18 protein-coding genes, 3 rRNA genes and 1 pseudogene are annotated in these 25673 nt (G+C 69.1%); 16 read left to right on the forward strand and 6 right to left on the reverse strand.

Annotated elements, in window-relative coordinates:
- Positions 1-29: 29 nt before the first annotated feature.
- A complete protein-coding gene (locus tag ACZ5GH_RS24690; protein WP_464335256.1) occupies positions 30-926 on the forward strand; it encodes an IS982 family transposase in 897 nt (298 codons plus the stop codon).
- 20 nt (positions 927-946) lie between these two features.
- Here ACZ5GH_RS24690 and ACZ5GH_RS24695 read toward each other — a convergent pair whose 3' ends face one another.
- A complete protein-coding gene (locus ACZ5GH_RS24695) occupies positions 947-2269 on the reverse strand; it encodes a D-arabinono-1,4-lactone oxidase (RefSeq protein ID WP_387760798.1) in 1323 nt (440 codons plus the stop codon).
- 105 nt (positions 2270-2374) lie between these two features.
- Positions 2375-3643: an MFS transporter gene (locus tag ACZ5GH_RS24700; RefSeq protein WP_387760797.1), complete on the reverse strand. Its 1269-nt coding sequence runs from the start codon at positions 3641-3643 to the stop codon at positions 2375-2377.
- A 130-nt stretch (positions 3644-3773) separates the two neighbouring features.
- Here ACZ5GH_RS24700 and ACZ5GH_RS24705 point away from each other — a divergent pair, with 130 nt between their 5' ends.
- The gene (locus tag ACZ5GH_RS24705) at positions 3774-4916 is read left to right on the forward strand and encodes a ferrochelatase (protein WP_387760796.1); all 1143 of its coding nucleotides are present in this window, start codon (positions 3774-3776) and stop codon (positions 4914-4916) included.
- Positions 4917-5027: 111 nt separating this feature from the next.
- Positions 5028-5846 (forward strand): inositol monophosphatase family protein, encoded by an 819-nt coding sequence (locus tag ACZ5GH_RS24710; RefSeq protein ID WP_464335257.1) that lies wholly within the window; start codon positions 5028-5030, stop codon positions 5844-5846.
- Positions 5847-6004: 158 nt separating this feature from the next.
- On the opposite strand, the gene ACZ5GH_RS24715 is transcribed toward ACZ5GH_RS24710, so the two are convergent.
- A complete protein-coding gene (locus ACZ5GH_RS24715) occupies positions 6005-6190 on the reverse strand; it encodes a hypothetical protein (protein ID WP_030057688.1) in 186 nt (61 codons plus the stop codon).
- Between the two features lie 441 nt (positions 6191-6631).
- Between ACZ5GH_RS24715 and ACZ5GH_RS24720 the strand changes: the two genes are divergently transcribed.
- The 4 genes from ACZ5GH_RS24720 (at position 6632) to ACZ5GH_RS24735 (ending at position 10641) form a co-directional block, all read left to right on the forward strand.
- On the forward strand, positions 6632-7285 hold the full coding sequence (locus ACZ5GH_RS24720) for a response regulator transcription factor (protein WP_030057689.1): 654 nt from the start codon (positions 6632-6634) through the stop codon (positions 7283-7285).
- 72 nt (positions 7286-7357) lie between these two features.
- Complete coding sequence (locus ACZ5GH_RS24725; RefSeq protein ID WP_387760794.1) at positions 7358-8656, forward strand: sensor histidine kinase; 1299 nt, start codon at positions 7358-7360, stop codon at positions 8654-8656.
- 229 nt (positions 8657-8885) lie between these two features.
- Positions 8886-9869, forward strand: coding sequence for an acyl-ACP desaturase (locus ACZ5GH_RS24730; RefSeq protein WP_387760793.1), 984 nt, complete (start codon positions 8886-8888; stop codon positions 9867-9869).
- 472 nt (positions 9870-10341) lie between these two features.
- Complete coding sequence (locus tag ACZ5GH_RS24735) at positions 10342-10641, forward strand: DUF4193 domain-containing protein (protein ID WP_030285479.1); 300 nt, start codon at positions 10342-10344, stop codon at positions 10639-10641.
- A gap of 279 nt (positions 10642-10920) precedes the next feature.
- Here the strand turns inward: ACZ5GH_RS24735 and ACZ5GH_RS24740 are convergent, their stop codons facing one another.
- Complete coding sequence (locus ACZ5GH_RS24740; RefSeq protein WP_387760792.1) at positions 10921-11370, reverse strand: DUF3093 domain-containing protein; 450 nt, start codon at positions 11368-11370, stop codon at positions 10921-10923.
- 135 nt (positions 11371-11505) lie between these two features.
- On the opposite strand from ACZ5GH_RS24740, the gene ACZ5GH_RS24745 reads away from it, so the two are divergent.
- The 6 genes and pseudogenes from ACZ5GH_RS24745 (at position 11506) to rrf (ending at position 18986) form a co-directional block, all read left to right on the forward strand.
- On the forward strand, positions 11506-12084 hold the full coding sequence (locus ACZ5GH_RS24745; protein ID WP_387760805.1) for a PaaI family thioesterase: 579 nt from the start codon (positions 11506-11508) through the stop codon (positions 12082-12084).
- A pseudogene (gene dut, locus ACZ5GH_RS24750) lies at positions 12081-12615 on the forward strand (dUTP diphosphatase). The gene ACZ5GH_RS24745 and the pseudogene dut overlap by 4 nt, the downstream one beginning before the upstream one ends.
- Positions 12616-12617: 2 nt before the next feature.
- Entirely contained in the window at positions 12618-13421 is an 804-nt protein-coding gene (locus ACZ5GH_RS24755) for a DUF3710 domain-containing protein (protein WP_387760791.1), read from the forward strand.
- A 452-nt stretch (positions 13422-13873) separates the two neighbouring features.
- A 16S ribosomal RNA gene (locus ACZ5GH_RS24760) occupies positions 13874-15397 on the forward strand.
- A gap of 271 nt (positions 15398-15668) precedes the next feature.
- Positions 15669-18789: ribosomal RNA gene (locus ACZ5GH_RS24765) — 23S ribosomal RNA — on the forward strand.
- 80 nt (positions 18790-18869) lie between these two features.
- Positions 18870-18986, forward strand: a 5S ribosomal RNA gene (gene rrf, locus ACZ5GH_RS24770).
- The 16S, 23S and 5S rRNA genes sit together here, the layout of an rRNA operon.
- 64 nt (positions 18987-19050) lie before the next feature.
- Here rrf and ACZ5GH_RS24775 read toward each other — a convergent pair.
- Both ACZ5GH_RS24775 and ACZ5GH_RS24780 read right to left on the reverse strand, forming a co-directional pair.
- On the reverse strand, positions 19051-19512 hold the full coding sequence (locus tag ACZ5GH_RS24775; protein WP_387757792.1) for a GNAT family N-acetyltransferase: 462 nt from the start codon (positions 19510-19512) through the stop codon (positions 19051-19053).
- Positions 19513-19625: 113 nt separating this feature from the next.
- Positions 19626-20417: a VOC family protein gene (locus tag ACZ5GH_RS24780; RefSeq protein WP_387757793.1), complete on the reverse strand. Its 792-nt coding sequence runs from the start codon at positions 20415-20417 to the stop codon at positions 19626-19628.
- A 194-nt stretch (positions 20418-20611) separates the two neighbouring features.
- On the opposite strand from ACZ5GH_RS24780, the gene recD2 reads away from it, so the two are divergent.
- The 3 genes from recD2 to ACZ5GH_RS24795 all read left to right on the forward strand — a co-directional run bounded on the left by recD2 (position 20612) and on the right by ACZ5GH_RS24795 (position 25644).
- The gene (recD2, locus tag ACZ5GH_RS24785; protein ID WP_464335258.1) at positions 20612-22849 is read left to right on the forward strand and encodes an SF1B family DNA helicase RecD2; all 2238 of its coding nucleotides are present in this window, start codon (positions 20612-20614) and stop codon (positions 22847-22849) included.
- Positions 22850-23074: 225 nt separating this feature from the next.
- Positions 23075-24364, forward strand: coding sequence for a citrate synthase (locus ACZ5GH_RS24790; RefSeq protein WP_387757796.1), 1290 nt, complete (start codon positions 23075-23077; stop codon positions 24362-24364).
- 560 nt (positions 24365-24924) lie between these two features.
- The gene (locus tag ACZ5GH_RS24795; RefSeq protein ID WP_387757797.1) at positions 24925-25644 is read left to right on the forward strand and encodes an SDR family NAD(P)-dependent oxidoreductase; all 720 of its coding nucleotides are present in this window, start codon (positions 24925-24927) and stop codon (positions 25642-25644) included.
- Positions 25645-25673: the final 29 nt, after the last annotated feature.

The following is a 25673-nucleotide window of genomic DNA, read 5'->3' on the forward strand; positions in this document are numbered from 1 at the left end:
CATGCAGGAAGGGTGTCCAGCATCGGGTTGTGACGACCGAAGAGCTGGACACCCTCCTGACGGCACTCTACGTGCAGATCGACGATCACCTGCCCCGAACGCGAGGGTTGGGCCGCCCGCCGTTGCTGACGGACTCCGAACTGGTCTGCCTGGCCGTGGCCCAGGCCCTGCCCGGCTTCCACTCCGAGGCCCGCTGGATCCGCTTCGCCCAGGCCCATCTGCGCGGCATGTTCCCGAACCTGCCCGGCAGGCCCGGCTACAACAAGCGCCTGCGCGCGGCACGGCCGCTGCTCCAGCAGGCCGTGCGCGACCTGGCCCGGGCGACCGACCTGTGGGGCGACCCGGTGTGGATCACCGACTCGACGCCCGTGGAGTGCGGCCGCTCCCGCGACACCGTCCGCCGCTCGGCGCTGGCCGGCTGGGCCGGCTACGGCTACAGCCGCTCCCACTCGCGCTGGTTCTGGGGCCTGAAGCTGCACCTGGTGTGCACCCCGGCCGGCCTGCCCGTCACCTGGGCCCTCGCCAACCCCAAGGTCGACGAGCGCGAGGTCCTGGCCGCGCTCGTCGAGACCGAGCCCGGTCTCGTGCGCGAGCGGCCCGGCCTGCTGATCCTCGCCGACAAGGGCTACGTCTCCGCCGAACTCGACCGCTTCCTCGACCAGTACGGCATCCAGCTGCTGCGACCGTCGTACCGCAACCTCGCCCCTCGCCCGGGCGAGGGACTGCTGAAGTCGGTCCGCCAGCTCATCGAGTCCGTCAACGACACGCTCAAAGGCCAACTCGGACTCGAACAACACGGCGGCCGCACCATCGAAGGCGTCGGCGCCCGGGTCGGCCAGCGGCTGCTGGCGATGACCTGCGCGATCTGGCACAACCGGACCACCGGCCAACCCGTCACCCGCTCACTGATCGCCTACGACCACTGACCGACTTCGGAACTACTCGTCTAGGCGCCCAGCACCCGGCGCAGGTAGTCGTTGCCGAACACCCGCTGCGGGTCGACCTCGTCGCGCAGCGCGGTGAAGTCGGCGAAGTGCGGGTAGACGCCGGCCAGGTAGCCGGCGTCGCGGGTGTGCAGCTTGCCCCAGTGCGGCCGGCCCTGATGGGCGGTCATCAGCTGTTCGACGCCGGTGAAGTAGCCCTGGTCGGCGGTGCCCCGGTAGAGGTGGACGGCGATGTAGGCGCTGTCCCGGCCGGACGCGGTGGAGAGCCAGAGGTCGTCGGCGGGGGCGAAGCGCACCTCGACCGGGAAGCTGACCTTCCAGCCGGAGCGCTCGACCAGGGCCCTCAGCTCGCGCAGCACCTCGCCCACGGCCGCGCGCGGCACCGCGTACTCCATCTCCACGAAGCGGACCTTGCGCGGGCTGGTGAACACCTTGTACGCGGTGTCGGTGAAGCTGCGCTCGGACCAGGCCCGGCTGGCCAGCGAGGCGATCGAGGGGATCGAGCCGGGGAAGCGGCGGCCGACCCGGCAGGCGCCCTCCCAGACCGTGTTGGAGAGGAAGTCGTCCTCCAGCCACTCCTTGAACCGGGGCAGCGGGGCGGCCGGGCCCTGGCTGCGGTTGTTGCGCTTGGTGGCGCAGCGGTCGGTGTGCGGGAACCAGTAGAACTCGAAGTGCTCGTTGACGGCGGTGAGGTCGTCCAGGCGCTCCAGCACCTCGTCGAAGCCCATCGGCTGCTCGTGCGCGGTGAGCAGGAAGGCCGGCTCGACGCCGAAGGTGAGCGCGGTGATCACGCCGAGGGCGCCGAGGCCGAGCCGGGCGCCCTGGAAGAGCCGGGGGTTCTCGGTCGGGGAGCAGTGCCGGACGGTGCCGTCGGCGAGGACGATCTCCAGCGCGCGGATCTGGGCGGCCAGCGAGCCGGAGTCGCGGCCGGTGCCGTGGGTGCCGGTGCTGGTGGCGCCGGCCACGGTCTGGACCTCGATGTCGCCCATGTTGGTCAGCGAGAGGCCCTCGGCGGCGAGGAGCCGGTTGAGCCGGTGCAGCGGGAGGCCGGACTCGACGGTGACGGTGCCGGCCTCGCGGTCGATCCCGCGGACGGCGGTGAGCGCGTGCGGGCGGATCTGGACGCCGTCGCCGGCGGAGGCGATCGAGGTGAAGGAGTGGCCGGAACCGACGGCCTTGACGGTGCGGCCCTGTTCGGCGGCCCGCCGGATCTCCCTGGCCAGTTCCTCCGCGGTGCCGGGGGCGGCGGTCCGGGCGGGCCGGGCGCTCTGGTTGCCGGCCCAGTTGGTCCACCGGGCGGGGGTCGCGGTACTGGCCTGCGGCATTGCGCTGCCTCCTGCTCCGTGGCCGAACGGGTCGGCGCGGTCCGGGGCGGCGCGGCCGCCCTACCCGCTGGTAGGGCCTGCGGGTAGGGCGAGAGACTAGTCAGTTCACCGTTCGGCGTCTACGGGTTGTCCGACCCCGTCGGCCGTCGCCGCGGCGGGCGTGCCGGAGGCCAGTCCGGCGCGCAGCCGGCCGAGGCCGGCGAGGGCGGCGACCACCCCGAGCAGGCCGGCGGCGACCGGCACCCAGTAGCCCGCGGCGGCGCCGGAGGCGTCGACCACCCAGCCGCCGGCCGAGGAGCCGGCCGCGACGCCGAGGGCCAGGCCGGTGGTGGTCCAGGTCATCCCCTCGGTCAGCTGGGCGGCCGGGACGAGCCGTTCGACCAGGGCCATCGCGGTGATCAGGGTGGGGGAGATGGCGATGCCGGCGACCAGCAGCGCGCCGCCGGCCGAGACCAGTCCGCCGATGCCGTGCACCGCGTGGGCGACCAGCACCAGCGGCACCATGCTGATCGCCATGAACAGGACGCCGCCGAGGAAGCGGACGGCCATCGAGCCGGTGAGCCTGAGGGTGCCGAAGACCACCCCGGCCAGGCAGGAGCCGAGGGCCCACAGGGCGAGGATCACGCTGGAGATCGACTTGTGGCCCTGGTCCTCGGCGAAGGCGACGGTGACCACCTCGACCGAGCCGAAGATCGCGCCGGTGGCGACGAAGGTCAGGATCAGCACCTGGAGGCCGCGGTTGAGGATGACCGAGCCGCCCTGGTGCCGGGCGGCCGGATGGACCGGCGGCTCGGTGGAGCGCTGCCCGGCGAACAGCAGGACGCCGACGGCGAGGAAGAGCCCGGCGAGCAGCACGCCGGCCTCGGGGAAGACGGAGGTGGCCAGGCCGATGGAGAGGATCGGGCCGACGATGAAGCAGACCTCGTCGACCACGGCCTCGAAGGAGTAGGCGGTGTGCAGCCTGCCGGCGTCCTCGCGGTAGAGGTGGGCCCAGCGGGCGCGGACCATCGCGCCGGTGCTGGGCATCACGCCCATGCCGGCGGCGAAGACGAACAGCGTCCAGTCGGGGGCGCCCAGCCGGGCGCAGAGCAGCAGGCCGGTGACGGCGACGACGGTGATCGCCATGGCGGGGACGATGATCCTGCGCTGGCCGTGCCGGTCCACCAGCCGGGAGACCTGGGGGCCGAGCACCGCGGCGGAGATCGCGAGGCAGGCGGAGACCAGGCCGGCGACCCCGTAGGAGCCTCTGAGCTGGGACAGCATGGTCACGATGCCGATGCCGGTCATGGAGATCGGCAGGCGGGAGACGAAGCCGGTGGAGGAGAAGGCCAGAGTGCCGGGGGCGGCGAATATCTGGCGGTAGCTGGACAGCACGGGAGCTCCGGGCGGGGAGTAAGGAACAAGGCTGGTGAACACAGCTTACGTACGTTGGCAAACGGTATTTTCCGGACACCCGCGCGGCCCCGGCGACGGCGCCCGCCCCCTCAGTGGCAGGATCGGTGCCATGTCCGACGCGCGCAATCCCTCCCCTTCCGGCGCCGCCCCGTACGACGCCCTGCTGCTGCTGTCCTTCGGCGGGCCCGAGGGCCCCGAGGACGTCGTCCCCTTCCTGGAGAACGTCACCCGCGGCCGAGGCATCCCCAGGGAACGGCTGAAGGAGGTGGGCAAGCACTACTTCATGTTCGGCGGGGTCAGTCCGATCAACGGGCAGAACCGCGAACTGCTCGCCGCGCTGCGCAAGGACTTCGCCGAGCACGGGCTGGACCTGCCGGTCTACTGGGGCAACCGGAACTGGGCGCCCTACCTGGTGGACACCCTGCGCGAGATGGCCGCCGACGGCCACCGCCGGATCGCCGTGCTCGCCACCAGCGCCTACGCCGGCTACTCCGGCTGCCGCCAGTACCGGGAGAACCTGGCCGACGCGCTGGCCGCGCTCGCCGAGGAGGGCGTGCCCGCCCTGCGGGTGGACAAGCTGCGGCACTTCTACAACCACCCGGGCTTCGTCCAGCCTATGACCGACGCCGCCCTGGCCGCCCTGGACGAGCTGCCCGAGGCCGTCCGCCCCGGCGCCCGGCTGGCGTTCACCACCCACTCCATCCCGGACTCCATGGCCGAGACCTCCGGCGCCCCGGACGACCCGGCCCGCGGCGAGCCCGGCGGCGCGTACGTCGCCCAGCACCTGGACGTGGCCCGGCTGATCGCCGCCGCGGTGGCCGAGCGCACCGGCGTGGCCGACCGGCCGTGGGAGCTGGTGTACCAGAGCCGCAGCGGCGCCCCGCACACCCCGTGGCTGGAACCCGACATCTGCGACCACCTGGAGGCCCAGCACGCCGACGGCGCGCCCGCCGTGGTGATGGTCCCGATCGGGTTCGTCTCGGACCACATGGAGGTCAGGTACGACCTGGACACCGAGGCCGTCGCCAAGGCCGCCGAACTCGGCCTGCCGGTGGCCCGCGCCGCCACCGTCGGCGCCGACCCCCGGTTCACCGCCGCGGTGCGCGAACTCGTCCTGGAGCGGGCCGCCACCGAGCGCGGGGAGCGGGTGACCCGCTGCGCGCTCGGCGCGCTCGGCCCCAGCCACGACGTGTGCGCGGTGGCCTGCTGCCCCAACCCGCGCGCCCCGCGCCCGGCCGTCGCCGAGCGCTGAGCGCGGATCCCGGGCTTCCCGTCCGCCCCGCGCGTCCGGCCAGTCCCGTCCGAGCCGTCCGATCCGTCCGTCCGTCCGATCCGTCCGTCCGTCGTTCCGGAGGAGAACCCCGTGCCCACCCCCGCCCTGCCCGACGACCGGCTCCTCGACGACCTGCTGGAGGTCGCCCTGGACGCGGCCCGGCAGGCCGGCGCCCTGCTGCGCGACGGCCGCCCCGCCGACCTCGGCGTGGCCGGCACCAAGAGCAGCCCGGTCGACGTGGTCACCGAGATGGACCTCGCCTCCGAGAAGCTCGTCCTGGAGCTGATCACCGACCGCCGCCCGGAGGACGGCTACCTCGGCGAGGAGGGCGCCGAGCGGCCGGGCGCCAGCGGCGTCCGCTGGGTCGTGGACCCGCTCGACGGAACGGTCAACTACCTCTACGGGCTGCCGTCCTGGGCGGTCAGCGTGGCCGCCGAGCTGGACGGCCGGGCGGTCGTCGGGGTGGTGTACGCCCCGGCCCGCGGCGAGCTGTTCCACGCCGTCCTGGGCCGTGGCGCCCGCCTGGACGGCCGGCCGGTCTCGGCCCGCCCGGCCCCGCCCTGGGGCCAGGCGCTGATCGCCACCGGCTTCAACTACGTCCAGCCGGTACGGGTGCGGCAGGCCGAGGTGCTGCTGGCGCTGATGCCGGAGGTGCGGGACGTCCGCCGGGGCGGGGCGGCCGCGGTGGACCTGTGCGACGTCGCCGCCGGGCGGCTGGACGGCTACTACGAGCGCGGCCTGGCCCCCTGGGACCGGGCGGCCGGCTGCCTGATCGCCGCCGAGGCCGGCGCGCTGGTCGGCGGCCGCCCCGGGCACGGGCCGGACCGCGAGCTGACCGTGGCCGCCGCCCCGGGGGTGTACGAGCCGCTGCAGGAGCGGCTGGCCGCGCTGCGCGCCTGGGCGGACTGACCGGCTCCGGCCGTGCCGCCCCGGACCCCCGGGGCGGCACGGCCCCGGACATGCGAAGAGCCCTGACATACGGGGGATGCCAGGGCCTGGGTTTCGCACGGCCCCCTCAGGGCCGCTGGTGCCGGAGGTCCGGCGACGGGTCGGTGGTGCCGAACGGGTCAGGCAGCGGTGCGGTGGCGCTCCAGCACCGTGTCCACGCCGTGCTCGGCGGCGAGTCGGCGGAGGTCGTCCAGCTCGGACTGCTCCACCTCGGCGAGGAACTCGTCCCCGGCCTCGATCGCGCGGTGCAGGTCCTGCTCGGCGTTGGCTATGCGCTGCAGGATTCCGGCCTTGAAGGCGTCCATACGGGCCCCCTTACTGTGTCGGACGTGCACGGTCGTGCGCTCTCCGCCCCGAGGAGGTCCAGCCGGTGAGAGCACCCGGGCCGGAGGGTGATGGATCTCCGGATGGGTGCGGAGAGGCCTTCGGCCGCTCCCGGTGATGTCCCAGCCCCAGGGCCGGCGCGGATGAACGCACGGCGGGTGGGTGCGACCGGCCGTCAGCCAGATCGCGGGTGTGCAGCTGTCCTCCCCGCCCCGGGGGCCGGGAAACCTCCGGGTGGAAGAAAGTTGCCCGTGTCACAGTCCAAACGGAATGATGCGGGTGCGAACGGTCGCCGACGCGGCCCCGGGGCCCGTGCCCGAGGGGCAGCTTATCGCTGCTTTACCGCAGGACCAGGCAGGATGGAGGCACCGTCGGAGCCGTGCGTCCGCTTCCGGGGCCGGCCTGGAGAAGGGACAACGACCGTGCGGGTTCTCGTCGTCGAGGACGAGCAGCTGCTTGCCGAGGCCGTCGCGACCGGCCTGCGCCGCGAGGCGATGGCCGTCGACGTGGTGTACGACGGGGAGGCCGCGCTCCAGCGCATCGCGGTCAACGACTACGACGTCGTCGTCCTGGACCGCGATCTTCCGCTGGTGCACGGGGACGACGTCTGCCGCAAGGTGGTCGAGCAGGGCCTGGCGACCCGGGTGATCATGCTGACCGCCTCCGGCGACATCAGCGACCGGGTCGAGGGCCTGGAGATCGGCGCGGACGACTACCTTCCGAAGCCGTTCGCCTTCAGTGAACTCGTCGCCCGGGTAAGGGCGCTGGGCCGCCGCGCGACCATCCCGCTGCCCCCGGTGCTGGAGCGGGCCGGCATCTCGCTCGACCCCGGCCGGCGCGAGGTGATCCGCGACGGACGCACCGTCCAGCTCGCGCCCAAGGAGTTCGCCGTGCTGGAGGTGCTGATGCGGGCCGGCGGCGCCGTCGTCTCCGCCGAGCAGCTCCTGGAGAAGGCCTGGGACGAGCACACCGACCCGTTCACCAACGTCGTGCGCGTCACCGTGATGACGCTGCGCCGCAAGCTCGGAGACCCGCCGGTGATCGTCACCGTGCCGGGCTCCGGCTACCGGATCTGACGACCGGAGTCCGCCCGCCCCGGACTCCCCGCCGTACGCGCCCGCCCCGGCGGACGCCCCGAGAGGACCATCATGACCACCCCGCCCCCCGCCGGCGGGGCCTCCGGCGCGCCCGCCGGGGGCCCACGTGCCGTCCCGCCGAAGCCCCTGACCCCGCCGCGCGTCCACCGCCCCGGGCCCTACGTCCCCGGCGACGGCATGCTCGCCTGGCTCCCCTTCCGCCCCACCATCCGGATGCGCCTCACCCTGCTGTACGGCGGGATGTTCCTGATGGCAGGCGTGGTGCTGCTGCTCCTGATGTACGTGTTCTTCCAGGACGCCGTCTCCTACCTGGCGCCGCGCCAGCTGTTCGTCGACGGCGGCATCCGTGTCACCACCCCTGACGGCACCGTTCGCACCATGGACTCCGCGGCGTTCAACCAGTGGCAGGCCGCCGACTACCTGGGCCGCTCCGACTCCGCGCTCAACACCCTGCTGCGCAAGTCGCTGACCATGCTGGTCTGCCTCGCCGTGATCGCCTTCGCCGCCGGCTACGCGATGGCCGGCCGGGTGCTGCGACCGCTCGGCCGGATCACCCGCACCGCCCGTGACGTGGCCTCCTCCGACCTGCACCGCCGGATCGAGCTGGACGGCCCGGACGACGAGCTCAAGGAACTCGCCGACACCTTCGACGGCATGCTGGACCGGCTGGACCGCTCCTTCGACTCCCAGCGCCGCTTCGTCGCCAACGCCTCGCACGAGCTGCGCACCCCGCTGGCGATCAACCGCACCCTGCTGGAGGTCCAACTCTCCGACCCGGCCGCCTCGTCGGACCTCCAGCAGCTCGGGAAAACCCTGCTGGCCACCAACGAGCGCAGCGAGCAACTGGTCGAGGGCCTGCTGCTGCTCGCCCGCAGCGAGAACGAGCTGACCGACCGGCGCCCGGTGGAGCTGTCCGAGGTGGCCACCCGGGCGCTGGAGCAGAGCCGGGGCGAGGCCGACAAGCGCGAGGTCGAGCTGCGCTCGAAGCTCGATCCGGCCATGGTCGGCGGCAACGGCGTGCTGCTGGAGCGGCTCGCGCTGAACCTGCTGCAGAACGCCGTCCGCTACAACACCGCGGGCGGCTGGGTCGAGCTGGCCACCACCGCGGTGCCCGGCGGCGGCGAGCTGGTGGTCTCCAACACCGGCCCGGTGGTGCCCGGGTACGAACTGGAGCACATCTTCGAGCCGTTCCGCCGGATCAAGGGCGCCGACCGCACTCGCAGCGACAAGGGGGTCGGGCTCGGCCTGTCCATCGTCCGCTCGGTGGTGCGCGCGCACGGCGGCACCATCGAGGCCACCCCGCGCTCCGGCGGCGGTCTCACCATGCGGGTTCGCATCCCCTCCCCGTAAGGGGCCGACGCCCCTTTCGCGGGCGACAGTTCCCAGCCGCCCCCGCCAGGCCCGTCAAGACGACATAAGGCCTGGCGGGGGCGGCTTGTCATTTGCGGTCCGAGCAACTTACGGTGTCGTAACCTACGCAACCGTAGGTGAATCCGTCGGCGGACCGTCGACGGGTCGAACGATGTGTCCCAGTCCCCGCGCCCGTCCCAGCGCGTGCCGTCCCCTCAGGAGCAAGACCTTGACCATCGCCCCTGTGCAGAGCAGCTCTCCGCTCGTCGCGAGCGGCTGGACCGACGCGCGGCTGATCCTCGCCCTCGAGGAGGTCGTGGAGACCGAGCTCAACCGCCACCTGGGCGTGGCCAAGGAGTGGATGCCGCACGAGTTCGTCCCGTGGAGCCAGGGCCGCGACTTCGACGGCGTGCTGGGCGGCGAGGCCTGGTCGCTGGAGCAGTCCCGGGTGACCCCGGTGGGCCGGGTGTCGCTGGTGGTCAACCTGCTCACCGAGGACAACCTGCCGAGCTACCACCACGAGATCGCGACCATGTTCGGCCGCGAGGGCGCCTGGGGCACCTGGGTGCACCGCTGGACGGCCGAGGAGGGCCGCCACGGGATAGCCATCCGCGACTACCTGCTCGCCACCCGGGCGGTCGACCCGGTGGAGCTGGAGCGGGCCCGGATGAGCCACATGTCCGAGGGCTTCGAGTCCGACAACTCGCACAGCATGCTGCACTCGGTCGCGTACGTGGCCTTCCAGGAGCTCGCCACCCGCATCGCGCACCGCAACACCGGCAAGTACGCCGGCGACCCGCTCTGCGAGCAGCTGCTGGCGAAGATCGCCAACGACGAGAACCTGCACATGGTCTTCTACCGGAACCTGCTGAAGGCCGCCCTGGAGATCGCCCCGGACCAGGCCATGCGGGCCGTCGCCGACGTGGTCACCGAGTTCCGGATGCCCGGCCACGGCATCCCCGGCTTCGAGCGCGCGGCCGCGCAGATCGCCATCGGCGGGGTGTACAACCTGCGCATCCACCACGACGACGTGCTCCAGCCGGTGCTGCGCCACCTCAAGGTGATGGAGATCGGCGGCCTCGGCCCCGAGGGCCTGCTGGCGCAGAACGAGCTGGGCGTGTTCCTGGACGGGCTGGACGGTCAGGCCCGGAAGTTCGAGGAGCGCCAGGCCGCCCTGCTGGCGCGTCGCGAGGCCCGGCGGAACGCCGGCTGAGGCGCGGCGACGTACGGTCGGAGTGGGTGGATTTTCCGCGATTTGCCCTGGAAGATTCTGAACGTGACCAAGCTCACACCGTGTCGCTCCATGATTCCGGGCAACCCCGGAGAGTGATCACCTGATCAGGGGTGCCGATCGCCGTCCGTGATCGGTTTTCGACCCCCGCCCGGTCCGCCGGATCGGTCGGCATCCCTGATGGACAAGGGATTTCGTAGGCGTCCGAAACCGTCGTGCTCACTGTGCGTGGTCGGTCAACCGGGCCCGGGGAGGGCCGGCGATGGCCGAGCGTGAGGCCTTCCGCAGCCCCGGGGATCACCCCGATGGAGCCCGGGCTGAGTGTCGATTGAGTAACAGGGCTTGAAGTAAGGCAAAATCTCCGCCTCGGGTCGGGCACAAGACCGACCCCCCATGCGTTACGTGCGCTGGAGATACCGCACACACCGCACAACCCGGAGGGGGAGAGCGAAAAATGGCAACCGACTACGACACCCCACGCAAGACCGACGACGAGCTCAACGAAGACAGCATCGAGGAGCTCAAGGCTCGGCGGAACGACAAGGGCGGCAGCTCTGTCGACGTCGACGAGTTCGACGCCGCCGAGGGCATGGAGCTCCCCGGTGCCGACCTCTCGAACGAGGAGCTCGCCGTCCGCGTCCTGCCCAAGCAGGCCGACGAGTTCACCTGCATGAGCTGCTTCCTGGTGCACCACCGCAGCCAGCTGTACAGCGAGAAGAACGGCAACCCGATCTGCCGGGACTGCGGCGCCTGAGCACCGCGGCGGACAGGGCCCGGGGCCCGCGGCTGCGCCCGCGGGACCGGCACACCGCTCCTTCCGGCCCCGGGCAGCGGGGCCGGACGGCAGGTCCGGGTACCGTCCGGCTGGACGGGCCCGACAGGACGGCGTCGGCCGGCGCATCGGCCAGGACAAAGTCGTAGGGACGGTCCCGCAGCAGCGGAACCGTCCCTCTCCGTTTGTCCGGCCTCTTCCGTCCGGCCTCTTCCGTCCGGCCCGTTCCGGTCCGGCCGGCTCCCGGCCGGCCGGACCGCCTCAGGTGCGGGCGCCGCGCCGGGCGTCCTCCAGCGCCTCCGCCAGCTTCATCGGCGAGCGGGTCGACAGGTAGAGGTACGGCGTCGGGTCGGCCGGATCGGTCACCTCGATCCGCAGCGCCGTCGGGACGTAGCTGCGCAGCAGCATGAAGGCGCGCGGATCGGCCTTGGGGCCGCGCCAGGCAGCCGCCTCGGCGGGGCTCAGCGCCTGCGCGTCGCCGAGCGCGTCCACCGGGATCCGGGCCGGACCGGCCACCAGCGAGCCCTGGACCACGCGGATGCGGGCCGAGCCGTAGCCGCTGATCGCCACCGCGCCGGCGGCGATGCCGACCACCAGCCCGATCAGCGCGGCCGGACCGCTGACCCGGATCAGGATCAGCGCGAGCGTGAAACCCACCGCGATCGGGAGCAGCCACCAGGAACGCGGCACCGTGAGCCGTTCGTCGTACATGCCCCCCATTGTGGTCGCCCTGACGTCCGGCAGGGGACGCCACCCCCACGGCGGCCGCCCTACCCCTGGGTAGGGTGGGGCCCCGTGACCGGTACGACAGCCCCCAGCACCCCCGACGACCGGCCGGCGCCCCCCATGCCGCCGTCCCCGACCACGCCGCCGCCGGACGCCGTCCTGCCGGCGCGCCACCCCCAGGCGCCCGCCCCCGGCACCCGGCTCGGCTCGCACTACGAGCACTGCTTCGGGTGCGGCCCGCAGCACCCCGGCGGCCTGCGGATCGACGCGGTCGCCGGCGAGGGGCTCGTCGTCACCGCCGAGTTCCCCGTCCGCGACGTCCACCAGGGCGGCCCCGGCCTGGCCCACGGCGGGCTGCTGACCACCGCCATGGACGAGACCCTCGGCGCGCTCAACTGGCTGCTGCACGCCCCCGCGGTGACCGGCCGGCTGGAGACCGACTTCCTCAGCCCGGTGCCCGTCGACTCGGTGCTGCACCTGCGCGCCTGGATCACCGGAGTGCACGGCCGCAAGATCTACAGCGCCGCCGAGGCGCGGATCGGCGGGCCGGACGGGCCGGTCGCCGTACGTGCTCAGGCGCTCTTCGTCCAGGTGAAGCTGGAACACTTCACCACGCACGGTCGTCCCGAGGACATCGGGAAGGTCCTCGACGACCCGGATCTGATGAAGCGCGCACGAGCCTTTGAGGTGAACCCTTGAGCGACACCCCCCGTCCGCAGCTGGACGTCCTGATCAAGCGCATCGACCCCGAGCTGCCGCTGCCGGCCTACGCGCAGCCCGGGGACGCCGGTGCCGATCTGCGGACCACCGTCGACGCCGAGCTGGCCCCCGGTGAGCGGATCGTCCTGCCCACCGGCATCGCCATCGCCCTGCCGGACGGCTACGCGGCCTTCGTCCACCCGCGGTCCGGTCTGGCAGCTCGTTGCGGCGTTGCCCTCGTGAACGCCCCGGGGACGGTCGATGCCGGGTACCGTGGAGAGATCAAGGTGATCGTCGTCAATCTGGACCCGCGCGAGGGGGTCAGCTTCCGCCGAGGGGACCGGATCGCCCAGCTGGTGATCCAGCAGGTCGAGAAGGCCCGTTTCCACGAGGTGGAGGAGCTGCCTGGGTCGGCACGCGCCGAGGGCGGGTTCGGGTCGACCGGCGGCCATGCCGCGGTCTAGCATTCCCGCGGCCTCGCAGGAAGCCGAGCAGGTATTCGCATCGGTCTTGGACCGGGAAGGACAGTGACCGTGTTCCGTCGTCGCCAGAAGAGCGAGGACGCTGTCGAGCAGCTCGCCGACGACGCCATCAGCGCCGACGAGACGGCCGATGACGTCGAAGGTTCCGCCGAGAGCGAGAACGTGACCGACCTGGACCCGGCCGACAGGGTCGGCCTGCCTCCGGCTCCCCGGCCGGACGGTCCGTGGGACCACTCCGAGCTGGAGAACCCCGAGGAGGGACGAGTCGACCTCGGGGGTCTGCTGGTCCCCGGTGTCGAGGGCATGGAGCTGCGCGTCGAGGTCGCCGGTGACGCGATCGTGGCCGCCACCCTCGTGCTCGGCAACAGCGCCATCCAGCTCCAGGCCTTCGCGGCTCCGAAGTCGGAGGGCATCTGGGGCGAGGTCCGCGAGGAGATCGCCAACGGCATCACCTCGCAGGGCGGGATCATCGAGGAGGAGGAGGGCCCGCTCGGCTGGCACCTCCGCGCCCAGGTCCCCGTGCAGCTGCCGGACGGCACCCAGGGCGTGCAGCTGGTCCGGTTCGTCGGCTGCGACGGTCCGCGCTGGTTCCTGCGCGGCGTGATCTCGGGCCAGGCCGCGGTGCAGCCGGAGATGGCCGGAATCCTGGAGCAGGTCTTCCGGCAGACGGTCGTCGTGCGCGGCGAGTCCCCGATGGCTCCGCGTGACCCGATCGTCCTGAAGCTTCCCGAGGACGCCCAGATGGTCGCCGACGGTGGCGGGGCGGCCGCCGCCGCGGGCGAGGGCGAGAACCGCTTCGGCGGCACCGCGCTCGACCCGTTCGCACGCGGCCCGGAGATCACCGAGGTCCGCTGACCCGGCTCCGGCCGGCTCTGATCGGCATCGATCGCCCCTGCCCGGGCTCCGGGGCAGGGGCGATTTGCATGTGGCGGGCCCGTCCCCGTACAGTTCCGGAGTCGCCGCGGGAGACCGGGGCGGCAATGCGGAAAGCGAATCCGATGAATGAAACTCCGGAAAACGGGGCGGAAAACGTCTGATAAGCTGGAAACACGAAAGAACGAAGCCCGGAGGGCCTGCTGGAAGGCGGCTCGAAGGAAGCGTCCGTTCCTTGAGAACTCAACAGCGTGCCAAAAGTCAACGCCAGATATGTTGACATCCCCGGCCTCAGGATTCCTGGGGTTGGAGATTCCTTTTGAAACAAACACTAGCGAGGACGCAGTGCGCGGGGCCGCCCTATTCCGGTGGTTGCCGTGCCGCTCAACGCGGGTGTGAACCGGCGCTTTTAATCGAGCACTGCCGGGTAAGCATTCACGGAGAGTTTGATCCTGGCTCAGGACGAACGCTGGCGGCGTGCTTAACACATGCAAGTCGAACGGTGAAGCCCTTCGGGGTGGATCAGTGGCGAACGGGTGAGTAACACGTGGGCAATCTGCCCTGCACTCTGGGACAAGCCCTGGAAACGGGGTCTAATACCGGATACGACCTTCCTCCGCATGGGGGTTGGTGGAAAGCTCCGGCGGTGCAGGATGAGCCCGCGGCCTATCAGCTTGTTGGTGGGGTAATGGCCTACCAAGGCGACGACGGGTAGCCGGCCTGAGAGGGCGACCGGCCACACTGGGACTGAGACACGGCCCAGACTCCTACGGGAGGCAGCAGTGGGGAATATTGCACAATGGGCGAAAGCCTGATGCAGCGACGCCGCGTGAGGGATGACGGCCTTCGGGTTGTAAACCTCTTTCAGCAGGGAAGAAGCGCAAGTGACGGTACCTGCAGAAGAAGCACCGGCTAACTACGTGCCAGCAGCCGCGGTAATACGTAGGGTGCGAGCGTTGTCCGGAATTATTGGGCGTAAAGAGCTCGTAGGCGGCCTGTCGCGTCGGATGTGAAAGCCCGGGGCTTAACCCCGGGTCTGCATTCGATACGGGCAGGCTAGAGTGTGGTAGGGGAGATCGGAATTCCTGGTGTAGCGGTGAAATGCGCAGATATCAGGAGGAACACCGGTGGCGAAGGCGGATCTCTGGGCCATTACTGACGCTGAGGAGCGAAAGCGTGGGGAGCGAACAGGATTAGATACCCTGGTAGTCCACGCCGTAAACGTTGGGAACTAGGTGTTGGCGACATTCCACGTCGTCGGTGCCGCAGCTAACGCATTAAGTTCCCCGCCTGGGGAGTACGGCCGCAAGGCTAAAACTCAAAGGAATTGACGGGGGCCCGCACAAGCAGCGGAGCATGTGGCTTAATTCGACGCAACGCGAAGAACCTTACCAAGGCTTGACATATGCCGGAAACACCTGGAGACAGGTGCCCCCTTGTGGTCGGTATACAGGTGGTGCATGGTTGTCGTCAGCTCGTGTCGTGAGATGTTGGGTTAAGTCCCGCAACGAGCGCAACCCTTGTTCTGTGTTGCCAGCATGCCTTTCGGGGTGATGGGGACTCACAGGAGACTGCCGGGGTCAACTCGGAGGAAGGTGGGGACGACGTCAAATCATCATGCCCCTTATGTCTTGGGCTGCACACGTGCTACAATGGTCGGTACAAAGGGCTGCGATGCCGTGAGGCGGAGCGAATCCCAAAAAGCCGGCCTCAGTTCGGATTGGGGTCTGCAACTCGACCCCATGAAGTTGGAGTTGCTAGTAATCGCAGATCAGCATGCTGCGGTGAATACGTTCCCGGGCCTTGTACACACCGCCCGTCACGTCACGAAAGTCGGTAACACCCGAAGCCGGTGGCCTAACCCGTAAGGGGAGGAGCCGTCGAAGGTGGGACCAGCGATTGGGACGAAGTCGTAACAAGGTAGCCGTACCGGAAGGTGCGGCTGGATCACCTCCTTTCTAAGGAGCACATAGCCGCTTGCAGGCGAATGTCCTGCACGGTTGCTCATGGGTGGAACGTTGACTATTCGGCACATTCGGTAGGGTCTGTTAGTACTGCTTCGGCGTGGAACACAGGGTCTTGGCGGGTGTGTCGGGCACGTTGTTGGGTCCTGAGGGAACGGGTAACCGTTGTCTCAGAGCCGGCCTCACTTGAGGCGTTCCGTTGGGAGCGTCGAGGGTGGGTGACTGGTCGTTGTTTGAGAACTGCACAGTGGACGCGAGCATCTGTGGCCAAGTTTTTAAGGGCGCACGGTGGATGCCTTGGCACTAGGAACCGATGAAGGACGTGGGAGGCCACGATAGTCCCCGGGGAGCCGTCAACCAGGCTTTGATCCGGGGGTTTCCGAATGGGGAAACCCGGCAGTCGTCATGGGCTGTCACCCGCTGCTGAACACATAGGCAGTGTGGAGGGAACGCGGGGAAGTGAAACATCTCAGTACCCGCAGGAAGAGAAAACAACCGTGATTCCGGGAGTAGTGGCGAGCGAAACTGGATGAGGCTAAACCGGAATGGTGTGAGACCCGGCAGGGGTTGCCGTTTCGGGGTCGTGGGATTTTTCTTGACCGGTCTGCCGGCCGGTCGGCGAGTCAGAAACCGTATGGGTAGTCGAAGGACATGCGAAAGGTCCGGCGTAGAGGGTAAGACCCCCGTAGACGAAATCTGTACGGCTCGCTTGAAGAACACCCAAGTAGCACGGGGCCCGAGAAATCCCGTGTGAATCTGGCGGGACCACCCGCTAAGCCTAAATATTCCCTAGTGACCGATAGCGGATAGTACCGTGAGGGAATGGTGAAAAGTACCGCGGGAGCGGAGTGAAATAGTACCTGAAACCGTGTGCCTACAAGCCGTGGGAGCGTCGTTCACGTTTTCGGACGTGGGCCGTGACTGCGTGCCTTTTGAAGAATGAGCCTGCGAGTTTGCGGTGTGTAGCGAGGTTAACCCGTGTGGGGTAGCCGTAGCGAAAGCGAGTCCGAATAGGGCGGTTGAGTTGCATGCCCAAGACCCGAAGCGGAGTGATCTAGCCATGGGCAGGTTGAAGCGCGGGTAAGACCGTGTGGAGGACCGAACCCACCAGGGTTGAAAACCTGGGGGATGACCTGTGGTTAGGGGTGAAAGGCCAATCAAACTCCGTGATAGCTGGTTCTCCCCGAAATGCATTTAGGTGCAGCGTCACGTGTTTCTTGCCGGAGGTAGAGCACTGGATAGGCGATGGGCCTTACCGGGTTACTGACCTTAGCCAAACTCCGAATGCCGGTAAGTGAGAGCGTGGCAGTGAGACTGTGGGGGATAAGCTCCATGGTCGAGAGGGAAACAGCCCAGAACACCGACTAAGGTCCCTAAGCGTGTGCTAAGTGGGAAAGGATGTGGAGTCGCAGAGACAACCAGGAGGTTGGCTTAGAAGCAGCCACCCTTGAAAGAGTGCGTAATAGCTCACTGGTCAAGTGATTCCGCGCCGACAATGTAGCGGGGCTCAAGCACATCACCGAAGTCGTGTCATTGCAGCGTGAAGACCTAACGGTTGCTGTGATGGGTAGGGGAGCGTCGTGTGCCGGGTGAAGCGGCGGTGGAAACCAGTCGTGGACGGTATACGAGTGAGAATGCAGGCATGAGTAGCGATACAAGAGTGGGAAACTCTTGCGCCGATTGACCAAGGGTTCCTGGGTCAAGCTGATCTGCCCAGGGTAAGTCGGGACCTAAGGCGAGGCCGACAGGCGTAGTCGATGGACAACGGGTTGATATTCCCGTACCCGCTTTGAAGCGCCAACGCTGAACCTCTTGATGCTAAGCCCGTGAAGCCGGCCTGGAGTCTTCGGACGAAGGGACGTGGTGGAGCCGGTGACCCAACGGGGTAGTAGGTGAGCGATGGGGTGACGCAGGAAGGTAGTCCAGCCCGGGCGGTGGTTGTCCCGGGGTAAGGGTGTAGGCCGTGAGGTAGGCAAATCCGCCTCACATGAAGGCTGAGACCTGATGCCGAGCCGATTGTGGTGAAGTGGATGATCCTATGCTGTCGAGAAAAGCCTCTAGCGAGTTTCATGGCGGCCCGTACCCCAAACCGACTCAGGTGGTCAGGTAGAGAATACCGAGGCGTTCGGGTGAACTATGGTTAAGGAACTCGGCAAAATGCCCCCGTAACTTCGGGAGAAGGGGGGCCATTCCTGGTGATGGGTCTTGCACCTTGAGCTGGGGGTGGCCGCAGAGACCAGCGAGAAGCGACTGTTTACTAAAAACACAGGTCCGTGCGAAGCCGTAAGGCGATGTATACGGACTGACGCCTGCCCGGTGCTGGAACGTTAAGGGGACCGGTTAGCTTGGTTTCGGCCAGGCGAAGCTGAGAACTTAAGCGCCAGTAAACGGCGGTGGTAACTATAACCATCCTAAGGTAGCGAAATTCCTTGTCGGGTAAGTTCCGACCTGCACGAATGGCGTAACGACTTCTCGACTGTCTCAACCATAGGCCCGGTGAAATTGCATTACGAGTAAAGATGCTCGTTTCGCGCAGCAGGACGGAAAGACCCCGGGACCTTTACTATAGCTTGATATTGGTGTTCGGTTCGGCTTGTGTAGGATAGGTGGGAGACTGTGAAGCAGCAACGCCAGTTGTTGTGGAGTCGCCGTTGAAATACCACTCTGGTCGTGCTGGATGTCTAACCTGGGTCCGTGATCCGGATCAGGGACAGTGTCTGGTGGGTAGTTTAACTGGGGCGGTTGCCTCCTAAAGGGTAACGGAGGCGCCCAAAGGTTCCCTCAGCCTGGTTGGCAATCAGGTGTTGAGTGTAAGTGCACAAGGGAGCTTGACTGTGAGACTGACGGGTCGAGCAGGTACGAAAGTAGGGACTAGTGATCCGGCGGTGGCTTGTGGAAGCGCCGTCGCTCAACGGATAAAAGGTACCCCGGGGATAACAGGCTGATCTTCCCCAAGAGTCCATATCGACGGGATGGTTTGGCACCTCGATGTCGGCTCGTCGCATCCTGGGGCTGGAGTAGGTCCCAAGGGTTGGGCTGTTCGCCCATTAAAGCGGTACGCGAGCTGGGTTTAGAACGTCGTGAGACAGTTCGGTCCCTATCCGCTGTGCGCGTAGGAGTGTTGAGAAGGGCTGTCCCTAGTACGAGAGGACCGGGACGGACGAACCTCTGGTGTGCCAGTTGTTCTGCCAAGGGCATGGCTGGTTGGCTACGTTCGGGAGGGATAACCGCTGAAAGCATCTAAGCGGGAAGCCTGCTTCGAGATGAGCACTCCCACCTCCTTGAGAGGGTAAGGCTCCCAGTAGACGACTGGGTTGATAGGCCGGATATGGAAGCCCTGTGAGGGGTGGAGTTGACCGGTACTAATAGGCCGAGGGCTTGTCCTCAGTTGCTCGCGTCCACTGTGTTGTTCTGAAACAACGACCCCAATCCAGCGTGGTTGGTGCGGTTGACAGTTTCATAGTGTTTCGGTGGTCATAGCGTGAGGGAAACGCCCGGTTACATTCCGAACCCGGAAGCTAAGCCTTACAGCGCCGATGGTACTGCAGGGGGGACCCTGTGGGAGAGTAGGACGCCGCCGAACAATCATTGCTGAAGAACCCCCATCCGGGATCCGGATGGGGGTTCTTCGCGTTTCCGGGGCAGTGTCAGAGCTTGAGTTTGAACCCGACGTGGGAGGCCGTGAACCCGAGCCGCTCGTAGAAGCGGTGGGCGTCCGTACGCGTCGCGTCGGAGGTGAGCTGGACGAGGTCGGCTCCGAGTTCGCGGGAGCGTGCGACGGCCCACTCGATCAGTTCGGTGCCCAGTCCGCTGCCGCGTTCGTCGGCGTGGATGCGGACGCCCTCGATGATCGTGCGGGTGGCGCCGGCCCGGGAGAGACCGGGGACGACGGTGAGCTGCAGGGTGCCGACGGTGCGGCCGGCCCGGTCGGCGACGATCAGGTGCTGGTGCGGGTCGCCGTCGATCCGGGCGAAGGCGGTGCGGTAGGGAGTGAGGTCGTCGGGGCTCTCGCGGGTGGCGCCCAGCGGGTCGTCGGCCAGCATGGCCACGATCGCCGGCAGGTCGTCGGGGGTGGCCCGTCGGATCGTCAGAACAGCCGTTTCAGTCATGATCAGAGAGTAGAAGCAGTACTTACGGCCACCAACCCCGGTCTACGCCCGTAGCACCCCTTCACGGCCCTTCTGAAGGGCCCTGGGACCCCATCGAGACCACGTACGGCCCGTCAGTCCCCGGGCTTGGCGCTGGTGATGACGGCGAAGACCGCGCCGTGCGGGTCGACCAGCTGGGCGAGGCGGCCGACGCCGTGCACGTCGGTGGCCGGGACCCGTACGGTCGCGCCGAGGGTGGCGGCGATGGCGAGGCCGGCGTCGGTGTTGGGGACCTCGAAGTAGGGGAGCCAGTGCGAGCCGGTGCCGCGCGCGGTCTGCTCGGGGCCGAGTTGCGCGATGCCGCCGTGGGCGTCCTCGGTGCCGCCGCCGGCCGGGGTGAGGACGGTGTAGACCGCCTCGCCGAGCGGGACGTCCTGCTCCTGCCAGTCGAAGACGGCGCGGTAGAAGGACTTGGCGGCTGCGGCGTCGATGCTGTGGCACTCGGCCCAGCACAGGCTGCCCTCCTCGGTGACGAGGTCCAGACCGCGGGTGTCGTGCGGCTGCCAGACCGCGAAGTCGGCGCCGGTCGGGTCCGTGTAGCCGGCCATCCGGCCGGCGGTGAAGACGTCGAAGGGGGCGAACCGGACGCGGCCGCCGGCCTGTTCGACCAGGGCGGTGGTGCGGTCGGCGTCCTCGGTGGCGAAGTAGAGCGTCCAGCCGGGAGGGCTGCCGTCCTCGGCGAGCGGACCGAGCGCGGCGACCGTCCGGCCGTCGAGCTGGAAGAAGCCGTAGCCGCCGGCTTCGGGGCCGGCCGAGTCGAAGGACCAGCCGAACAGCGTGGTGTAGAAGTCGACGGAGGCGTGGGTGTCGGGGCTGCTCAGGTCGAGCCAGACGGGGGAGCCGGGGCGGAAGTCGGTGTTGAGCACGGCGGCACTGCTCCTCGGACGGGGCCCGGGCGGGCGCGGTCGACGGCGGGCCCCCCTCGGTCCCCTCCCAGCCTGGCACCCCGGCCGGGCAGGCGCACGGCAGCGCTGTGCGCCCGGAGGGTGCGGGACTGTCGGGCCGGGGCGGTACGGTGCGTAGCGGAATCGATCCACCCGTACCGGTCGAAGGGGGTCCGGTGAGCAAGCAGGCGGCGCAGTCCGGGCAGCAGGTGCCGCGCCAGCTGGCGCAGGTCGAGGGCGTGCTGGAGCGGATCACCTACGCCAATGAGGAGACCGGGTACACGGTGGCCCGGGTGGACACCGGCCGGGGCGGGAACGACCTGTTGACGGTGGTGGGCGCGCTGCTGGGGGCGCAGGTCGGGGAGTCGCTGCGGCTGCACGGGCGGTGGGGCTCGCACCCGCAGTACGGGCGGCAGTTCACGGTGGAGAACTACACCACGGTGCTGCCCGCCACGATCCAGGGGATCCAGCGGTACCTGGGCTCGGGGCTGATCAAGGGGATCGGGCCGCGGTTCGCCGAGCGGATCGTGGAGCGCTTCGGGGTGGACACCCTGGAGGTGATCGAGAACGAGCCGGGCCGGCTGATCGAGGTGCCGGGCCTGGGGCCGAAGCGGACGAAGAAGATCGCGGCGGCCTGGGAGGAGCAGAAGGCGATCAAGGAGGTGATGGTCTTCCTCCAGGGGGTCGGGGTCTCCACCTCGCTGGCTGTGCGAATCTACAAGCAGTACGGCGACGGCTCGATCGGGGTGGTGCGCAACGAGCCCTACCGGCTGGCCTCGGACGTCTGGGGCATCGGCTTCCTGACGGCGGACCGGATCGCCCAGGCGGTGGGCATCCCGCACGACAGTCCGGAGCGGGTGAAGGCCGGTCTGCAGTACGCGCTGTCGCAGAGTACCGACCAGGGGCACTGCTTCCTGCCGGAGGAGCGGCTGATCGCGGACGGCGTGAAGCTGCTCCAGGTGGACGTCGGGCTGGTGATCGACTGCCTGGCGGAGCTGGTGGCCGCCGAGGGGGTGGTCCGCGAGGCGGTCCCGGGTGAGGGCGGCGAGCCGGTCACCGCGGTGTACCTGGTGCCGTTCCACCGGGCGGAGATCTCGCTGGCCAACCAGCTGCTGCGGCTGCTGGGTTCGGACGCGGACCGGATGCCGTGGTTCGGCGACGTGGACTGGCCGGTGGCGCTGGCCTGGCTGGCGAAGCGGACCGGGGCGGAGCTGGCGCCGGAGCAGGAGCAGTCGGTGCGGCTGGCGTTGACGGAGAAGGTCGCGGTGCTGACGGGTGGTCCGGGCTGCGGCAAGTCGTTCACGGTGAAGTCGATCGTGACGCTGGCGCTGGCGAAGCGGGCGAAGGTGGTGCTGGCGGCGCCGACCGGCCGGGCGGCGAAGCGGCTGGCGGAGCTGACCGGGGTGGAGGCCTCGACGGTGCACCGGCTGCTGGAGCTGAAGCCGGGCGGGGACGCCGCGTACGACCGGGACCGGCCGCTGGACGCGGACCTGGTGGTGGTCGACGAGGCCTCGATGCTGGACCTGATCCTGGCGAACAAGCTGGTCAAGGCGGTGCCGCCGGGCGCCCACCTGCTGTTCGTGGGGGACGTGGACCAGCTGCCCTCGGTGGGTGCCGGGGAGGTGCTGCGGGACCTGCTGGCCGAGGGCGGGCCGATCCCGTCGGTGCGGCTGACCAGGATCTTCCGGCAGGCGCAGCAGTCCGGCGTGGTGACCAACGCACACCGGATCAACGAGGGCAGGCCGCCGCTGACGGAGGGCCTGGCGGACTTCTTCCTGTTCGCCGAGGACGACGCGGAGCGGGCGGCCGGGCTGACGGTGGACGTGGTGGCGCGCCGGATCCCGCAGAGGTTCGGCTTCGACCCGCGCCGGGACGTGCAGGTGCTGGCGCCGATGCACCGGGGGCCGGCCGGCGCGGGGACGCTGAACACCCTGCTCCAGGCGGCGGTGACGCCGGCCCGGGAGGGGCTGGCCGAACGCCGGTTCGGCGGCCGGACGTTCCGGGTGGGGGACAAGGTCACCCAGGTCCGCAACAACTACGACAAGGGGCGGAACGGCGTCTTCAACGGCACAGTGGGAGTGGTGACCGCCCTCAGCGCGGACGACCAGCGGCTGACGGTGCTCACCGACGAGGACGAGGAGGTGGCGTACGACTTCGACGAGCTGGACGAGCTGGCCCACGCGTACGCGGTGACGATCCACCGCTCGCAGGGCAGCGAGTACCCGGTGGTGGTGATTCCGGTCACCATGTCCGCTTGGACGATGCTCCAGCGAAACCTGCTCTACACCGCTGTGACCAGGGCTCGGAAACTGGTCGTGCTGGTGGGGTCACGCAAGGCGATCGCACAGGCCGTCCGAGCCGACAGCGCAGGTCGCAGGCATACCGCACTCGACTACCGGCTGGCAGCTGGATGATTATCCAACGGGATGGTTGCCTCTAATGTTCTCTTGACGTGAAGAGATTTACGGCAGAGCCTAGGGTGGTGCCGATCTTGTCCGGTTCGTACCGGCTGCGGCGGCAGGTTTTGTAGGGGCGGGCCCTTTCGGGCCACCCCGGGTGCGCGGCTGTCCTCCGGATGGGGGATGGTGGAGACAGTCAGGGCACCTTGGAAGAGGATTCATTTCGTCGGTGAGGAAGACGTGAGCGACAACTCGGTAGTACTGCGGTACCAGGACGGCGAGTACGAATACCCCGTCGTCGAGAGCACTGCGGGCAACTCCGGCTTCGACATCTCGAAGCTGCTCCCGCAGACCGGCCTGGTCACCCTGGACAACGGCTTCGGTAACACCGCCGCGTACAAGTCCGCGATCACCTTCGTGGACGGCGACAACGGCATCCTGCGGTACCGCGGCTACCCGATCGAGCAGCTCGCCTCCGATGGCGGCTTCATCGAGACCGCGTACCTCCTGATCAACGGCGAGCTGCCGAACGCGGACCAGCTGGCGGAGTTCAACCGCGAGATCACCCAGCACACCCTGCTGCACGAGGACGTCAAGCGCTTCTTCCAGGGCTTCCCGCGGGACGCCCACCCGATGGCGATGCTGTCCTCGGTCGTCGGCGCGCTGTCCACGTTCTACCCGGAGAGCCACAACCCGTTCGACGCGGCCCAGCGCCACCTGTCGACCGTCCGCCTGCTCGCCAAGCTGCCGACGATCGCGGCGTACGCGTACAAGAAGGCGATGGGCCAGCCCTTCGTCTACCCGCGCAACGACCTCAGCTACGTCGAGAACCTGCTGCGGATGACCTTCGCCGTCCCCGCCGAGGACTACGAGCTCAACCCGGTCGTCGTCAACGCGCTGGACAAGCTGCTCATCCTGCACGCGGACCACGAGCAGAACTGCTCGACCTCCACCGTGCGCCTGGTCGGCTCCAGCCACGCCAACCTGTTCGCCTCGATCTCGGCCGGCATCTCGGCCCTGTGGGGCCCCCTGCACGGCGGCGCCAACCAGGCCGTGCTGGAGATGCTGGAGAGCATCCAGAAGGACGGCGGCGACGTCGACTCCTTCATCACGAAGGTGAAGAACAAGGAAGCCGGCGTCAAGCTGATGGGCTTCGGCCACCGGGTCTACAAGGCGTTCGACCCGCGTGCCGCCCAGGTCAAGCTGCTCGCGCACGAGGTCCTCGGCCAGCTCGGCAAGAGCGACGAGCTGCTGGAGATCGCGCTCAAGCTGGAGGAGCACGCCCTCAAGGACGACTTCTTCATCTCGCGCAAGCTGTACCCGAACGTGGACTTCTACACCGGCCTGATCTACCGCGCCATGGGCTTCCCGACCAGCATGTTCACCGTGCTGTTCGCGCTCGGCCGGCTGCCGGGCTGGATCGCCCACTGGCACGAGATGATCAACGACCCGACCAGCCGGATCGGCCGTCCGCGCCAGATCTACACCGGCACCGCGATCCGCGACTACGTCCCGCTGGACGCCCGCTGACCGGAGCGGAGCCGGCCACCGGCCCGCGCGGAAGCTGAGAGGGGCCCGACCGCTGCTGAGCGGCCGGGCCCCTTCGCGTCCCGGTGGCGGGCCCGAGGGCCCGCGCGGGGGACGGAACCGTACGGCGCACGACTCCGGGGCCGGCCGCAGCCGGGGACGGCCGCTCAAAGCGTCCCAGGCCCGCCAGAACCCCGGCGTCGTGCGCGAAGGCCGTCGAGGTCGACGACCGTTCCCGGGGCCCGCCGGAGCCCCGTCGGCGGCAGCCCGACGGAGGCGCGGGGACACGTTGCCGTTCAGCGTGTGCCCGCCCGTCGGAAAAACTGCCGCACTACCAACCTAAGACGTATCAGGGTGCGAGAAGTTACGCCCGGGGGGTGTGAGCTGCCTCTCGCCACGCTCCGTGTGCGCCTCGTACCACGCCCATATCACACCTTCACTCCGGCGGGACGTCACCCTCCCCGCAGTCACGGCAACCGAGCGTGATAGGAATCGTGGCATTCCGGTACGGACCGTCGCGCACATTCGCCGCGCGACGGCGGAACTGGGGAGGGAGTGCGCAGATGGCCAGGAACGTCGTCGTCACCGGCGGTGGCACGGGAATCGGGTACGAGGTCACGCGGCGGTTCGTCGAGGCCGGCGACCGCGTGGTGATCGTGGGCCGCCGCCGGGAGGTCCTGGAGAAGGCCGCGGCCGATCTCGGGCCGGACGTGACCCCGCTGGTGTGCGACCTCGCCGACCCGGACGCCGTCGAGGCCGCGCTCGCCGAACTGCCCGAGCGGATCGACGTCCTGGTGAACAACGCCGGCAGCCGGGAGACGGTGGTGGGCGGCGGGCCGCACGCCCTGCTGGCGCGCTGGCGCGGGGACTTCGAGCGCAACGTGCTGACCGTGGTGCTGCTCACCGAGTCGGTCCGCGACCGGCTCACCCCGGGCGCCGGCCGGGTGGTCACCATCAGCTCCATCGCCGCCCTGCGCGGGGCCGGCTCCTACGGCGCGGCGAAGGCCTCGCTGCACGCCTGGAACCACTTCCTGGCCGCCCAGTTGGGCACCTCGGGCATCACCGCCAACATCGTCGCGCCGGGCACCGTCGCGGGCACCGAGTTCTTCGGGCCGCGGCTGGACGAGGCCGAGGTCGCCCGCCGGGCCGCCCGCACCCTGCTCGGGCGGATCGGCGAGACCGGCGAGGTCGCGGCGGCGGTGCAGTTCCTGGCCTCGCCCGAGGCCGGGTTCATCACCGGCGAGATCCTGCACTGCAACGGCGGGGAGTTGCTGGGGCGTTGAGGGAGGCCCCGGAGCGCCCCTGGAGCATG

This window comes from Kitasatospora sp. Xyl93 (assembly GCF_055383135.1).